Here is a 14,704-nt window from a genome sequence, read left to right on the forward strand (position 1 = left end):
GCCGCTCGCCCCGAACGATCGGAGCGAGGCCCGTGCGGTGACCCGTCTGCCCCCCGACGCGACGGATCGACTGCGTCCATGATGACGTGGAGGGATAAACGAATGATGAACGCCCCGACCGTTGCTCAGGCCGCCCGTACCGGGGACAGCAGCGCACGCACCTCTGCCGCCTCCGGTGAGCCCAGCTCCTCGTAGATCCGGGCCGCTTCCTGCCAGCAGACCTGAGCCCGGCCGGTCTGGCCGATGCCGCTGAGCGCCCGCCCGAGCACCGTGAGGACATTGCCCCGCCGCCACTCCCCGCCGATCCCGCGCAGCACGGTGAGCGCCATCTCGGCGTTGGCGGCTGCCCGTGCCGCGCGCCGGGCGGCGAGATCCACCTCGGCCAGCCGGAACAGGCTCATGCCCTCCCACAGGCGCTGCCTGCTGTCGCGGAAGACCTCCACGGCCTCCTGGAGCCGGGCGGTCGCGTCGCCCAGTTCGCCGCTCTGGGTGAGGGCGAGCCCGAGGGCGTAGCGGGCGTTCGCCCCGCGCATCGAGTTGCCCATGGCGTCGTAGATGTCGATGCCCTCCTGGGCCAGCGCGACCGCGCTCTGGGTCCGCCCGGTCGCCAGATGGATCCGGGAGAGGTTGCAGAGGGCGGCGGCCTCGCCCGGGCGGTCGCCCAGGGCCCGGAAGTGCTCGATGGCCCGGGAGAGGTGCTCCTCGCCGTCCGTGTGGCGGTTCTGGTACAGCGCGATGATGCCGCGCGCGTTGCGCGCCCAGCAGACGGGAAGCAGGTCGTCGGACTCCTGCGCGAGGAGGATGGCCCGTTCCGCCTCCTCCTCGGCCCGTTCGAAACGGCCTCTCACATGGTGGACGTTGACGAGCGTCATCAGCGCTCGTGCTTCCGCCCGTCCGAGGCCGTGCGAGCGGGCGGCGCCGACGAGCGTCTCGGCGGTCGCCTCGTACTCCTTGGAGTTGGCCCCCGACTCGGAGAGATCGTGCGCGGCCCACAGCATGTCGATCGCCCGGGGGAGGGTCTCCGGCCGCCCCGCGGACTGCCGTACGCATGCGAGGAGGCAGATGGCCTCCGCGTACAGCCAGTCCTGCGCCGCGTGCCGGTCGTCGAACCGCAGCCCCGGGTACGAGGTGGGCTCCAGATGATCCACCAGCCGGTCCCCAGGGCGCTCGATCGCGTACACGCCCGCCGCGGAGGCCAGGTAGAAGTCCAGCAGGCGGGACAGCGCCGATACCCGCTCACTTGGGGGCAGTTCGTCCCTTTCGGCGCAGGCACGCGCGTAGAGCCGCACCAGATCGTGGAAGCGGTAGCGGCCGGGGGCCGCCGATTCGAGGAGGGAGGTGTCCACGAGGGACTCCAGCAGGTCCTCCGTGTCCTCGGCCGGGAGGTCCAGGACCGCCGCCGCGGCGGCGAGGGAGATGTCGGAGCCGTCCGCCAGGCCGAGCAGGCGGAAGGCACGGGCCTGGGCGGGTTCCAGCTGGCCGTAGCCGAGCTCGAAGGTGGCCTTGACGGCCAGGTCGCCCGCCTGGAGCTCGTCCAGGCGGCGGCGCTCGTCGGCGAGCTTCGCCGCGAGGACCGACACCGTCCAGGTGCGGCGGGCCGCCAGGCGGGAGGCCGCGATGCGGATGGCCAACGGGAGGAAGCCGCAGGCCGCCACCACGTCCAGGGCGGCCTTCCGCTCGGACGCCACCCGCTCCTCGCCCACGATCTTCGTGAACAGCGCCAGCGCCTCGTCCGGGGACATCACGTCCAGGTCGATCAGGTGCGCGCCCGCCAGGTCCACCATCCGCACCCGTGAGGTGACCAGCGCGGCGCAGCCGTCCGTACCGGGCAGCAGGGGGCGCACCTGGGCGGCGTCCCGGGCGTTGTCGAGCAGGACCAGCACCCGCCGGCCGGCCAGGACCGAGCGGTAGAGGGCCGCGCGCTCCTCCAGGGAGTCGGGGATAGCCGAGTCGGCCGTGCCGAGGGCGCGCAGGAAGGAGCCCAGGACCGTCTCCGGCTCCGCCGCCCGGGCGCCCGCGCCCTGCAGGTCGACGTACAGCTGCCCGTCCGGGAACGCCGTGCGCGCCTGATGGGCCACGTGCACCGCGAGGGTCGTCTTGCCGACGCCGCCGATGCCGGCCAGGGCCGAGACCGCCATGACCCGGCCCTCGGCGGAGGTGAGGATGTCGCCGAGTTCGCGGACGAAGGCGCTACGGCCGGTGAAGTCCGGCACGGTCGCGGGCAGTTGTGCCGGGCGAACCGGAACGGCGGTCGGCTCGGGGGCCGGGGAGGAGGGTTCCGCCAGACCCGGGTCCGCCTGGAGGATCCGCTGCTGCAACTCGCTCAGGCCGGGGCGCGGGTCGACGCCGAGTTCGTCGGCGAGCAGACGGCGGGTGTCGGCGTACACGGCCAGCGCCTCGGCCTGGCGTCCGCTGCGGTAGAGCGCCAGCATCAGGAGCTCGCGCAGCCGCTCGCGCAGCGGATGGGCCGCGGTGAGGGCCGTGAGCTCGGAGACGGCCTCGGCGTGGCAGCCCTGCTCCAGGTCCATGTCCAGGCGGGATTCGAGGAGTTGCAGCCGCCACTCCTCCAGCCGCACCCGCTGGGCCTCCGCGTACGGGCCGGGGACTCCCGCCAGGGCCTCCCCGTCCCACAGGGCGAGGGCGCGGCGCAGGGTGTCGCGGGCGTGGCAGAGGTCGCCGGCGGAGCGGGCCTTCTCCGCCTCGGTCGCCAGGTCCTGGGCGACGGTGAGGTCCAGGGCGCCCTCGGCGAGACCGCGGACCGCGTAGCCGCCGGACTCGCTGACCAGGACGGCGGTGCCGCCCGGCCGGCGTGCCTCGCCGCCCTGGTCCAGCACCTTGCGCAGCCGGGAGGCGTACGTCCGTACCGCCGCCAGCGCCTGCGAGGGCGATTCGTCGCCCCACAGGGCGTCGATCAGTTCCGCCGCCGTGGCCGTCCGGCCCTCGCGCAGCAGCAGAGCGGCGAGCAGGGCGCGTTGCTGCGGGGATCCGGTGGCGACCGGCTCCTCACCGCGCCAGGCGCGCACGGGGCCGAGCACACTGAAGCGCAGGGTCGCGGACTCGGCCGACCCCTCCGGCTCAGTCGTCCCCTGCGACTCGGCGGACACCGCCGGCTCAGCCGAGCCCTCCGGCTCAGCCGTCACCGCCGACTCCGGCAATGACGGCGACTCCGGCGGTGACGGAGTGGAGTCGAAACGCCGCTGCTCCGGTACGCGCGGTACACCGTTCGGCACACCGTCCATGCAGTCCCCCTAGACATCCTGAGCAACCACGCCAGTTTGCCTTGTTCACGGCGGATACGTCAGCCGTGGGAGACGCCGATCACAGGGCGGCACACTGGAGTCCACGAGGTCTGCACACTCTCTCCGCACACACTCGGCCAGACCGAGTGGATCACGCCATCCCGTCCGGAAGCGGCCCTCGCCCACGTAGCTGACGCCCCGTCAGTTCAGCGCTACCGTGAGCGCCATGGACACCCACGACAGCACGTTTCCGCTGATCATCTCCGTGGACGACCACACCGTGGAGCCCGCGAGCGTCTGGCAGGACCGGCTTCCGGGGAAGTACCGGGAGGCCGGGCCGCGGATCGTCCGGGCCCCCGTGAAGGAAATGACCTTCCTCGGCGGGCGCTTCAAGCCGGTCATGGGGCAGCCCGGGGACGACGGTCCCGTCGGGGACTGGTGGGTCTACGAGGATCTGCGGCGGCCCCTGACCCGCCTCGACACCGCCGTCGGGTACGACAGGGACGAGATCCGCCTGGAGGTCATCACCTACGAGCAGATGCGCCCCGGTTCCTACGACGTCCCGGCCCGGCTCGCCGACATGGACGTCAACCACGTCCAGTCCGCCCTCTGTTTCCCGACGTTCCCGCGCTTCTGCGGCCAGACCTTCACCGAGGCGAAGGACCACGACCTGGGCCTGCTCTGCGTCCGCGCCTACAACGACTGGATGGTGGAGGAGTGGTGCGGCCCGGACGCGCACGGGCGGCTCATACCCCTGCCCATCGTCCCCCTGTGGGACGCCGGGCTGGCGGCGGCGGAGGTCCGGCGCAACGCCGCCCGCGGGGTCCGCGCCGTCGCCTTCTCCGAGATTCCGCCGTTCCTCGGGCTGCCCTCCATCCACACCGACGGCTGGGACCCCTTCCTCGAAGCGTGCGACGAGACCGGCACCGTCGTCGCCATGCACATCGGCTCCAGCAGTCGCATGCCGTCCACCTCCGCGGACGCCCCGCCCGCCGTCGGCTCCACCATCACCTACGCCAACTGCTGCTTCTCCATGGTCGACTGGCTGATGAGCGGCAAGTTCGAGCAGTTCCCGAATCTCAGGGTGATGTATGCCGAGGGGCAGATCGGCTGGATCCCCTACATCCTGGAGCGGGCCGACGTGGTGTGGGAGGAGAACCGCGGCTGGGGCGGAGTCGCCGACAAGGTGCACCGGCCGCCGTCCGAGCTGTTCGCCGAGCACGTCCACGGCTGCTTCTTCGACGACGCCTTCGGGCTGCGCAACCTCGACTCCATCGGCGTCGGCAACGTCCTCTACGAGACCGACTACCCGCACTCCGACTCCACCTGGCCCAAGTCCCGCGAGGTCGGCGAGGCGCAGATGGGGCATCTGGACGCGGAGGTGGTGGAGCGGATCGTGCGCGGCAACGCCATCGAACTGCTCGGGCTGACCGCCGAGGGCCTGTGGCCGGGCGGCGGCGGGGGTGCGCGGTGAGCCTGCGGTACGGGATGCAGCTCCCCGTCCAGTCGCAGAGCACCCTCTACGCCGAGGGGTGGGAGGCGGAGGCCGGACCGGAGGACCTGCTGGAGATCGCCCGCGCCGCCGACCGGGCCGGCTTCGACTACCTCGCGAGCTGCGACCACGTCGGCATCCCCCGCCGGCTCGCCGCCGCGATGAGCACCGTCTGGTACGACCCCGTCGCCACCCTCGCCTTCCTCGCCGCCGCCACCCGACGCGTCCGGCTGCTCAGTCACGTCGCGGTCGTCGGGCTGCGGCACCCCCTGCTCACCGCCAAGCAGTACGCCACCCTCGACCACCTTTCGAGCGGTCGCCTGATCCTCGGGGTCGGCGCCGGGCACGTGCGGGAGGAGTTCGACGCCCTGGGCGTGGACTTCCGCGGGCGCGGGGCCGTGCTGGACGAGTGCCTGGACGCCCTGCGCGCCGCCCTCGGGCCGGAGGAGTTCCCCGAGCATCACGGCAAGCTGTACGCCTTCGAGGGGCTCGGGCAGCGGCCCCGGCCCGCGCAGGACCGGGTTCCCGTCTGGGTCGGTGGCAGTTCACCCGCCGCCGTACGCCGGGCCGCGCTCAAGGGCGACGGGTGGCTGCCCCAGGGGGACCCGAGGGACCGGCTGCCCGCGCAGATCTCGCGCATCCGGGAGCTGCGCGAACAGGCCGGTGCGCGGGGCCCGTTCACCGTGGGAGCCATCGCCGAGCCGCTGTACGTCGGGACGCCCCGGTGGGACGTGGGGCGCCGCACCCTCAGCGGCGGGCCGCAGGAGATCGCCGAGTCGCTGCGGGCGTACCGGGCGATGGGCGTGCACCAGATCCAGGTGCGGTTCCGCAGCCGGAGCCGCGGCGAACTCACCGACCAGATCGCGGCGTTCGGCGCCGAGGTCGCCCCCGAGCTGTGAGGAGATCCCATGGGCAAGCTCGACGGACGGGTCGTCATCGTCACCGGCGCCGCACGCGGCCAGGGCGAACAGGAGGCCAGGCTGTTCGCGGCCGAGGGGGCCCGGGTCGTCCTCGCGGACGTGCTCGACGACCAGGGCGAGGCCCTCGCCAAGGAGATCGGCGCGCGGTACGTCCATCTGGACGTGGGGCGGGAGGACGACTGGCAGGCCGCCGTCACCGCCACCAAGGACGCGTACGGCCACGTCGACGGGCTCGTCAACAACGCCGGCATCCTGCGCTTCAACTCCCTCCTCGACACGCCCCTCGACGAGTTCATGCAGGTCGTGCAGGTCAACCAGGTGGGCTGCTTCCTCGGTATGAAGACGGTCGCCCCGGAGTTGGCCGACGGGGGCACGATCGTCAACACCGCCTCCTACACGGGCCTGACCGGAATGGCCGCGGTGGGTGCCTACGCGGCGAGCAAGCACGCGGTGGTCGGCCTGACCCGGGTCGCCGCCCTGGAACTGGCCGGGCGCGGGATACGCGTCAACGCCGTCTGCCCGGGGGCCATCGACACGGCGATGTCCAACCCGGCCCGGCTGGACCCGGACACGGACCAGGAGGAGACGGCGAAGGGCCTCGACCGGCTGTACCGCAAGCTGGTGCCGCTGGGCAGGGCCGGACGGCCCGAGGAGGTGGCCGGGCTCGCACTGTTCCTGACCTCGGAGGACTCCTCGTACATCACGGGGCAGCCGTTCGTGATCGACGGCGGGTGGCTGGCGGGGGTGAGCATCATCTGACGTTCCATCAGGTATTGACGCTCCCGGAGGCCGGTGGAACAGTCGGACCCATAAATCTGACGTACCGTCAGAACTGACCGTGGGGCGGTGAACCTCCTTGGAATTCGGCATCTTCGTTCAGGGATACGTCGGCAAACGGGCCGAGACCGACCCGCTCGCCGAGCACAAGGCGCTGATGGAGGAGACCGAGTACGTCATCCAGGCCGACAAGTCCGGCTTCAAGTACGCCTGGGCCTCCGAGCACCACTTCCTGGACGAGTACTCGCACCTGTCCGCCAACGACGTCTTCCTCGGGTACCTGGCGCACGCGACCGAGCGGATCCACCTCGGCTCCGGGATCTTCAACCCCCTCGCCCCGGTCAACCACCCGGTGAAGGTCGCCGAGAAGGTCGCCATGCTCGACCATCTCAGCGGCAACCGCTTCGAGTTCGGCAGCGGGCGCGGCGCCGGGTCCCACGAGATCCTCGGGTTCATGCCGGGCGTCACCGACATGAACCACACCAAGGAGCTGTGGGAAGAGACCATCGCCGAGTTTCCCAGGATGTGGCTCCAGGACGAGTACCAGGGCTTCCAGGGCAAGCACTGGTCACTGCCGCCGAGGAAGGTCCTGCCGAAGCCGTACGGGCCGTCGCACCCGGCCATGTGGTACGCGGCCGGGTCGCCGCCGTCGTACGCCATGGCCGCGAAGAAGGGGCTCGGCGTGCTCGGCTTCAGCGTGCAGAAGGTCTCCGACATGGAGTGGGTGCTGGAGCAGTACAAGACGGCGATCGTGGACGCGGAGCCGGTCGGCGCGTTCGTCAACGACAACGTGATGGTGACGACCACGGCGATCTGTGCGCCGACCCATGAGGAGGCGGTGCGGATCGCCGCGAGCGGGGGACTGCACTACCTGCCCTCCCTGGTGTTCCGGTACCACGACACGTTCCCCCGGCCCGAGGGGTTCCCGGTCTGGCCGGAGACGCTGCCGGAGTACACCGAGGAGCTGGTCGAGGTCCTCATCGAGGAGGAACTGCTGATCTGCGGGGACCCGGACGAGGTGCTGCGGCAGTGCAAGCGGTGGGAGCAGGCCGGGGCGGACCAGCTGAGCTTCGGGCTGCCGGTGGGCGTGCCGAAGGAGGAGACGCTGCAGACGATCCGGCTGGTCGGGGAGCACGTGATTCCCAGGATCGACACGGATCCGGTGCACCGGACTTCGCGGTTCCGGGGGATCGGCTGAGCGTGCGTCGGCGGGAGCGGGTTCGCGGGGGGCCGGCCGTGCGGTTCCCCGCGCCCCTCAGGGACATGCGGCCCGAGGAGTTGAATGGTCATGCTCGATCACGTCATCACAGGCGCGACAGTCGTCGACGGGACCGGTGAGCCCGGCTTCACCGCCGACGTCGGCATCAAGGACGGCCGGATCGCCGTCGTCGGGACGGTCACCGAGGAGGCACGGTCGGCCGAGGACGCCCACGGCCTCGTCCTCACCCCCGGCTTCGTCGACCCCCACACCCACTACGACGCCCAGCTCTTCTGGGATCCGTACGCCACGCCCTCGCTCAACCACGGCGTCACCACCGTCGCCGGCGGGAACTGCGGGTTCACCCTCGCGCCCCTGCACCCCGACCGCCCCGGGGACGCCGACTACACGCGGCGGATGATGTCCCGCGTCGAGGGCATGGCACTGGTGGCGCTGGAGGAGGGGGCGCCCTGGAGCTGGCACTCCTTCGGGGAGTACCTGGACGCCCTGGAGGGGCGGATCGCCGTCAACGCCGGGTTCATGGTGGGACACTGTGCGCTGCGGCGGTACGTGATGGGCCCGGAGGCCGTGGGCGGGCAGCCGAGTCAGGAGCAGCTCGCCGCGATGGTGCGGTTGCTGCGGGAGTCCATGGACGCCGGGGCCTGGGGGCTGTCCACCACCCAGTCGACCAGCCACTCCGACGGCGACGGGCAGCCCGTCGCCTCCCGGCACGCCCAGCCCGCCGAACTGCTGGCCCTGTCGCGGGCCGTCGGGGAGTGCGAGGGCACGCAGATCGAGGCGATCGTCGCGGGCTGCCTCGACCAGTTCAGCGACGCGGAGATCGACCTGTTCGTGGAGATGAGCGCGGTGGCCGGGCGGCCGCTGAACTGGAACGTGCTGACGATCGACGCGGCCGTTCCCGAGCGCGTGCCCCGGCAGCTGCTCGCGAGCGAACAGGCGAGGAAGGCCGGCGGCAGGGTCGTGGCCCTCACCATGCCGATCCTCACCCCCATGAACATGTCGCTGGGCACGTTCTGCGCGCTGAACCTCATCCCCGGCTGGGGGCCGGTCCTCGCGCTGCCCGTGCCCGAGCGGATCGAGAAGCTGCGGGATCCGGACGTACGGGCCGAACTGCTGCGGCGAGCCCGGTCCAGGGAGGCGGGCGTCTTCCGGCGGCTCGCGAGCTTCGGGCGGTACGTCATCGGCGACACCTACAGCGAGGCGAACGCCGGGCTCACCGGGCGCGTGGTGAAGGACATCGCCGAGGAGCGCGGGCAGGAGCCCTTCGCGTGCCTGGTGGAGATCTGCGCCAACGACGGGCTGCGCACGGTGCTGTGGCCGATGCCGCCCGACAACGACCCGGCGTCCTGGGCGCTGCGGGCTCAGACCTGGCAGCACGAGGACGTGCTGCTCGGCGGGTCCGACGCGGGCGCCCATCTGGACCGGATGTGCGGGGCGCCGTACACCACCCGGTTCCTCGGGGACTGCCTGCGGGGCCGGAAGCTGCTCGGTCTGGAGCAGGCCGTGCGGATGCTGACCGACGACCCGGCCCGGCTCTTCGGGCTGCGCGAGCGGGGGCGGATCCAGGAGGGCTGGCACGCCGATCTGGTCCTGCTCGACCCGGAGCGGATCGACGCGGGCCCGGCCACCCTGGTGCACGACCTGCCGGGCGACAGCCCGCGCCTGGACTCCCGGGCACTGGGCGTGCGGGCCGTGTGGGTCAACGGGGTCGAGGCGATCCGGGACGACGTGGTGACCGGGGCCGTACCGGGCCGGGTACTCCGCTCGGGGCGGGACACGGAGACGGTGAGCACGAGGTGACGGCACGGCAGCCGCTGTTCGTCGGCGGCTCCTGGACGGAGCCGGACGGCGGGCACTACGAGGTGATCGACCCGGCGAGCGAGGAGACCGTCGGCTGGGCGCCGGAGGCCTCACGGGACCAGGTGCTCGCGGCCTGTGCCGCGGCCCGCGAGGCCTTCGGGCCGTGGTCGCGCACCCCACCGGAGGAGCGGGCCGCGGTCCTCGGCCGGGCCGCGGGGATCATCGCCGGACGGCTGACGGAGTACGCGTCACTGGCCCGGGCGGAGACCGGGGCGACCCTCGGCACCGCACGCGCCCTGCAGGTCGGCGTCGCCGCCGCCCGCTTCCGGCGCTACGCCCGGGTGGAGCCCGCCGAGTGGGCGATCCCGCCCCAGATCAACGAGGCCGGGCCGATGGGGAAGGCGGGTGTGATGGGTGCCCTGGCCGTCCGGCAGCCCGTCGGGGTCGTCACCTGTGTCACCTCGTACAACAACCCCTGGGCCAACCCGGCCGGCAAGGTCGCGCCCGCCCTGGCCATGGGCAACACGGTGGTGGTGAAACCGGCCCCGCAGGACCCGCTGTCGGTCTACCGGATGGCTCGGGCGCTGGAGGACGCGGGCGTCCCGCCGGGCGTGGTGAACGTCGTGTCCGGCCGGTCGACCGGGATCGGCGAGGCGGCCGTGGCGTCACCGGACGTCGACATGGTCAGCTTCACCGGCTCCACGGCGGTCGGGCAGCGCATCGCCGAGGTGTGCGGGCGCGACATGAAACGGCAGTTGATGGAGCTGGGCGGAAAGGGCGCGGCGCTCGTCTTCGACGACGCCGACCTCGGCTCGGCCGTCGCCGGGATCGGCACCACCTTCTCCTTCTACAGCGGCCAGATCTGCACGGCACCGACACGGGTGCTGGCGCAGCGCGGCATCCACGACCGGCTGGTGGAACAACTGGCCGCATACGCACGCCGGTTGAAAGTCGGCGACCCGCGCGAGCCGGACACCGTGGTCGGGCCGGTGATCTCGGCCGCACACCGGGACCGGGTGGAGTCGTACATCGAACTGGGCCGCAAGGAGGGCGCGGTGGTGGTGACGGGCGGCGAACGCCCCGACCCGCCCGGCGGCTTCTACGTCGCCCCCACCCTCCTGGCCGGCTGCGGCAACGACATGCGGGTGGTCCGTGAGGAGATCTTCGGGCCGGTGGTGACCGTCGTCCCCTTCGACGACGAGGAGGAGGGCATCGCGCTCGCCAACGACACCGACTACGGGCTCATCGACTACGTCTGGTCGGGCGACGTGGCCCGGGCCTTCCGGGTGGCGCGGCGGCTGCGGGCCGGCGGGGTGGGCGTGAACACCGTCGGCCGCAACATGGAGGCGCCCTTCGGCGGCTTCAAGAGGAGCGGCGTCGGCCGGGACGTCGGCTCGTACGCGTTGCACGCCTACAGCGAGGTGCAGGCGATCGTCTGGCCGGGCTGACGCCCCGCGGGCGTCCTTTCACCATGCCCGTCCGGGTCGCGTGGTCTGATCGGACGCTCATGGTGAAAGCACCCCTCAGGCGTCCAGGTCCACCCGTACGGTCAGCAGGTTCGTCCCGAGCGCCCGCACCCCCAGGCTGTTGATCCGGGGCAGCAGCCGCAGCCGCGCCACGGGGTCGTCGTCCGGCACGAGATGGGCCGTGCCCGTGAGCCACCGCCCCCGGATCCGCACCCGCACCCGCGGATCGGCCATGATGTTGCGCACGTACTGCGACCGTTCGCCGAACTCCGACACCAGCCAGAAGGAGCCGCCGACGCGGCGCCCGCCCACCGGTGTCCGGCGGGGCAGCCCCGAGACGCGGCCCGTCGTCTCCAGGACCGTCTGGAGGGGAAGGCGGCGCAGGAGCGGGTTGAGGCGGCGTTGGAAGGCCGTGGTCGCCCGGAACCTCAGGTCGGTGCGGCGGGACATCGTCTGCGGGTCTCCTTCGCACGAAGCGCTCACGGTTTCTGCAAGGGGTCCTGCTTCAATGATCCCCCACGCGGCAACGAGGAGAGCGGGTGGCTGCGGATGCGGATCGTGACCTGGAACCTGTGGTGGCGCTTCGGGCCGTGGCAGACGCGGCAGAAGGCGATCCTCACGGCCCTGCGGGAACTGCGGCCCGACGTCGTCGGACTGCAGGAGGTGTGGGCGGCCGGCGGCGAGAACCTCGCCGAGTGGCTCGCCGGTGAGCTGGGCCTGCACTGTGCCTACGGCGCCTCGCCCGCCCCGGAGCGCTGGCAGCGGCGGATCGGGGACCCGACGGTCGGCATAGGCAACGCCGTGCTCAGCAGATGGCCGGTCGTCGACCAGGACGTGCTGCCGCTGCCCGCCCCCGCCGACACGGACGACGGCCGCCTCGCCCTCTACGCCCGCCTGGCCGCCCCCGGCCACGAAGTGCCGTTCTTCACCGCCCACTTCACCTCCGCCCCGGCCGCTTCGGCGGTCCGCTGCGGCCAGGCCGCGGCGCTCGCCGGTTTCGTCGCCCGGCACCGCGGCGACACCCCCTTCCCGCCCGTCGTCACCGGCGACCTCAACGCCTGGCCCGACTCCGACGAGGTCCGCCTCCTCGGCGGCTACAGGACCACCCCGGCCGTGCCCGGCCAAGTCCTCCTCGACGCCTGGGAGTACGCCGACCCGGCCGCCCCCTCCGTGACCTGGGACCCGGCCAACCCGTACGTGGCACGCACCCGGGGGCCCGGCGTGCGCATCGACTACATCCGCGTGGGCCCACCCGGCCCCGGCGGACTCGGCCACGTCCGGGCCGTACGGCGTGCGTGCGACGGCCCGGTCGACGGGGTGTGGCCCTCGGATCACGCGGCGGTCATGGCCGACCTGGCGGACACCGCCTAGCCGTGCCCCAGGAAGACCGGATTGGTGAACGCCGCCAGCGGCCCCGGCACCGGCCCCGCTGCCGCCTCGTGCCGCAGTTCGGCCCGTACGTACGCCGCGTACGACGGTGTCGTCCGCCACTCGACCACGCCCGAGCCGGAGACCGGCAGCGGGGCGGTGGTGTGGACGACGCCCTGGTCGGTGACGAGGCGGACCGTGCAGCGTGGGGCGCCGGTGACCTCCAGGCGGACGGTGACCGGGGTGTCGCGGCCGACGCCGAGCCGCTCGCCGATGCCCGCGTGCTCGCCGCGTCCGCCGGACGCCCGCAGCGACAACGCGACCCTCGCGGACTCGGCGACGTAGGAGCGCCCCGCCCGGATGCCCTCCTGGACGGCCTCCCGGGTCAGGTCGTCGGCGAGGACGACCGTCTGGGGACTGCCCACCGCGTCCGGTGAGCGGTGCGCGTCGCTGCTGCCCATGGCCGGGATCCAGTCGCGCCCGTCCCGTACGGACGCCACGAGCATGCTGTCCCAGTCGGCCAGCGCCACTTCGTCGTCGGGCGTGTAGGGGCCGTTCCACACCTCGATCGCGTCCGCCTCGCCGAAGCCGAACTTCCAGTTGCAGCCGATGCAGGTGGCGTGCGGGTGGGCCGGGACGACCAGGCCGCCGGCGCGGCGGATCTGCCGGGCGAACCGGCCGAAGCGGTTGTCGCGGGCCCGGTAGCGCCAGTCGACGAAGGTGCCCGGGTCGGTTCCGAGCGCCACCACGTGACCGTTCCTGGTCGTGACCTCCTCGCCCAGCATGACCAGCAGGTCGTCCCCGGCCACGTCGGCCCAGTGCGCGTGCGCCGCGTGCGTGTTGTGCTCGGAGGAGTTGATGAAGTCCAGGCCCGCCGCCCGCGCCAGTTCCCCGATCTCGGCGGGGGTGCGGCGGCCGTCGGAATGCCAGGAGTGCAGATGGCAGTCGCCCCGGTACCAGGCACGCCCCCGCCCCCTGGCCCGCTCCGGCGGATACACCGGCTCCACGGCCGCGCCCGGCTCCCCGTACGTCAGCGTGATCGTGATCTCGTACGACAGGCCCTGCGGGGCGACCGTGTACGGGCCGAGCGCGATGTGCCAGGTGCCCTCGCGCACCGGGCCGGGAAGATAGCCGGGCGTCGCGTCGTCCGCGCTGAGGAAGAACTCGGTGCGCGCCCCGCCCGACCAGCCGCGAAAGCCCCGGCCGCCGAGCTCGGTGCCGCGGTCGTCGAAGACGCCGATGTCGAGGGCGTTGCCCAGGGTGCCGGCCGGGACGGACGGCCGGTCGTAGGTGTAGGCGACCTTGAGCTCCCGGACACCGGCCGGGACCTCGACGGGCACGTACACGAAGTCGGGGGACCCGGGCGGCAGCGTGCCGCGCACGGTCCTGCTCTCCTGGTCCCCGTCGGCCGCTGAAGCGAAGCTCACGCTTCTCAAGGTAAGCGCGGCCGCCGCTCCCGGCATGAGAGCTCAAGGAAGCCGACCGGTCGGTATCGACAGTCGAGCCGCCCTCGGGTAGGGATGGTTCATGCGCATCGCCGTGACGATCTTCCTCACCGACGAGACGATCACTCCGACCCGGCTGGCCCGGGAGCTGGAGGACCGCGGATTCGCCGGGCTGTATCTGCCCGAGCACACCCACATCCCCGTGGAGCGGACCACGCCGTACCCGGCGGGCGGTGAGCTGCCGCCCGAGTACGGCCGCACGCTCGACCCGTTCGTGGCCCTCGGCCAGGCCGCCGCCGTCACCGGGCGGCTCGGGCTCGGCACGGGCATCACGCTCGTCGCCCAGCACGACCCGATCGGCCTGGCCAAGCAGGTCGCGACCCTCGACCACCTCTCCGGTGGCCGGTTCACGCTGGGGCTCGGCTTCGGCTGGAACGTCGAGGAGGCCGCCGACCACGGGGTGCGGTGGGACACCCGGCGTGAGCTGGTCCGGGACCGGATGGCGCTGATGCGGGCCCTGTGGTCGGAGGAACCCGTGGCCTACGAGGGGGAGTTCGGCGGCGTCCGGGCCAGTCACGCGTATCCGAAGCCCGTGCGGAAGCCGCGCGGTCCGGTCACCGGCCCGCGCACGCTCGTCGGCGGGGCCGCCGGGCCCAAGCTGTTCTCCCACATCAGCGAGTACGCCGACGGCTGGCTGCCGATCGGCGGCCGGGGCCTCGGCGAGGCGCTGCCGGTCCTGCGCGCCGCCTGGGCCGACGCCGGCCGCGACCCGCACGCCCTCCAGGTCGTCCCCTACGCCGTCTACCCCACCCCGGGCAAACTCGCCCACTACGCCGACCTCGGCATCGAGGAGGTCGTGGCGCAGCTGCCTCCGGCGGGGGAGGCGGAGGTGTTGAAGACGCTCGACGGCCTCGCCGCCCACCTCTGACAACTCCTTTGCCAGGCAGCCCGGTTGATCCACCCCTACTAAACTACTGA

At 72.7% G+C, this 14,704-nt stretch carries 11 protein-coding genes; 8 read left to right on the forward strand and 3 right to left on the reverse strand.

Going from position 1 to position 14,704, the window contains the following annotated elements:
- Positions 1 to 125 precede the first annotated feature (125 nt).
- The gene (locus tag ACFY9S_RS16630) at positions 126 to 3,239 is read right to left on the reverse strand and encodes a BTAD domain-containing putative transcriptional regulator (RefSeq protein WP_391128443.1); all 3,114 of its coding nucleotides are present in this window, start codon (positions 3,237 to 3,239) and stop codon (positions 126 to 128) included.
- Between the two features lie 226 nt (positions 3,240 to 3,465).
- On the opposite strand from ACFY9S_RS16630, the gene ACFY9S_RS16635 reads away from it, so the two are divergent.
- The 6 genes from ACFY9S_RS16635 (at position 3,466) to ACFY9S_RS16660 (ending at position 10,895) form a co-directional block, all read left to right on the forward strand.
- Positions 3,466 to 4,713 (forward strand): amidohydrolase family protein, encoded by a 1,248-nt coding sequence (locus ACFY9S_RS16635; protein WP_391128446.1) that lies wholly within the window; start codon positions 3,466 to 3,468, stop codon positions 4,711 to 4,713.
- Between the two features lie 14 nt (positions 4,714 to 4,727).
- A complete protein-coding gene (locus tag ACFY9S_RS16640; RefSeq protein WP_391128815.1) occupies positions 4,728 to 5,630 on the forward strand; it encodes a TIGR03619 family F420-dependent LLM class oxidoreductase in 903 nt (300 codons plus the stop codon).
- A 9-nt stretch (positions 5,631 to 5,639) separates the two neighbouring features.
- Positions 5,640 to 6,410 carry a glucose 1-dehydrogenase gene (locus ACFY9S_RS16645; RefSeq protein ID WP_391128449.1) on the forward strand — a complete coding sequence of 257 codons (771 nt, stop codon included), beginning with the start codon at positions 5,640 to 5,642 and terminating at the stop codon, positions 6,408 to 6,410.
- A gap of 97 nt (positions 6,411 to 6,507) precedes the next feature.
- Positions 6,508 to 7,626 (forward strand): LLM class flavin-dependent oxidoreductase, encoded by a 1,119-nt coding sequence (locus ACFY9S_RS16650; RefSeq protein WP_391128452.1) that lies wholly within the window; start codon positions 6,508 to 6,510, stop codon positions 7,624 to 7,626.
- A gap of 90 nt (positions 7,627 to 7,716) precedes the next feature.
- Positions 7,717 to 9,447: an amidohydrolase family protein gene (locus ACFY9S_RS16655; protein ID WP_391128455.1), complete on the forward strand. Its 1,731-nt coding sequence runs from the start codon at positions 7,717 to 7,719 to the stop codon at positions 9,445 to 9,447.
- Positions 9,444 to 10,895, forward strand: coding sequence for an aldehyde dehydrogenase family protein (locus tag ACFY9S_RS16660; RefSeq protein ID WP_391128458.1), 1,452 nt, complete (start codon positions 9,444 to 9,446; stop codon positions 10,893 to 10,895). Before ACFY9S_RS16655 ends, ACFY9S_RS16660 begins: the two co-directional genes overlap by 4 nt.
- Positions 10,896 to 10,970: 75 nt before the next feature.
- On the opposite strand, the gene ACFY9S_RS16665 is transcribed toward ACFY9S_RS16660, so the two are convergent.
- On the reverse strand, positions 10,971 to 11,363 hold the full coding sequence (locus ACFY9S_RS16665) for a nitroreductase/quinone reductase family protein (protein ID WP_391128461.1): 393 nt from the start codon (positions 11,361 to 11,363) through the stop codon (positions 10,971 to 10,973).
- A gap of 99 nt (positions 11,364 to 11,462) precedes the next feature.
- On the opposite strand from ACFY9S_RS16665, the gene ACFY9S_RS16670 reads away from it, so the two are divergent.
- Positions 11,463 to 12,284, forward strand: a complete 822-nt coding sequence (locus ACFY9S_RS16670; protein WP_391128464.1) for an endonuclease/exonuclease/phosphatase family protein — start codon at positions 11,463 to 11,465, stop codon at positions 12,282 to 12,284.
- Here ACFY9S_RS16670 and ACFY9S_RS16675 read toward each other — a convergent pair.
- Positions 12,281 to 13,744 (reverse strand): CehA/McbA family metallohydrolase, encoded by a 1,464-nt coding sequence (locus ACFY9S_RS16675; protein ID WP_391128467.1) that lies wholly within the window; start codon positions 13,742 to 13,744, stop codon positions 12,281 to 12,283. The genes ACFY9S_RS16670 and ACFY9S_RS16675 overlap by 4 nt on opposite strands.
- Before the next feature lie 64 nt (positions 13,745 to 13,808).
- On the opposite strand from ACFY9S_RS16675, the gene ACFY9S_RS16680 reads away from it, so the two are divergent.
- Positions 13,809 to 14,654, forward strand: coding sequence for a TIGR03619 family F420-dependent LLM class oxidoreductase (locus tag ACFY9S_RS16680; RefSeq protein WP_391128470.1), 846 nt, complete (start codon positions 13,809 to 13,811; stop codon positions 14,652 to 14,654).
- The last annotated feature ends 50 nt before the right edge of the window (positions 14,655 to 14,704 follow it).

Origin of the sequence: Streptomyces sp. NPDC012474 (assembly GCF_042955185.1) — a bacterium.
GTDB lineage: Bacteria > Actinomycetota > Actinomycetes > Streptomycetales > Streptomycetaceae > Streptomyces > Streptomyces cahuitamycinicus.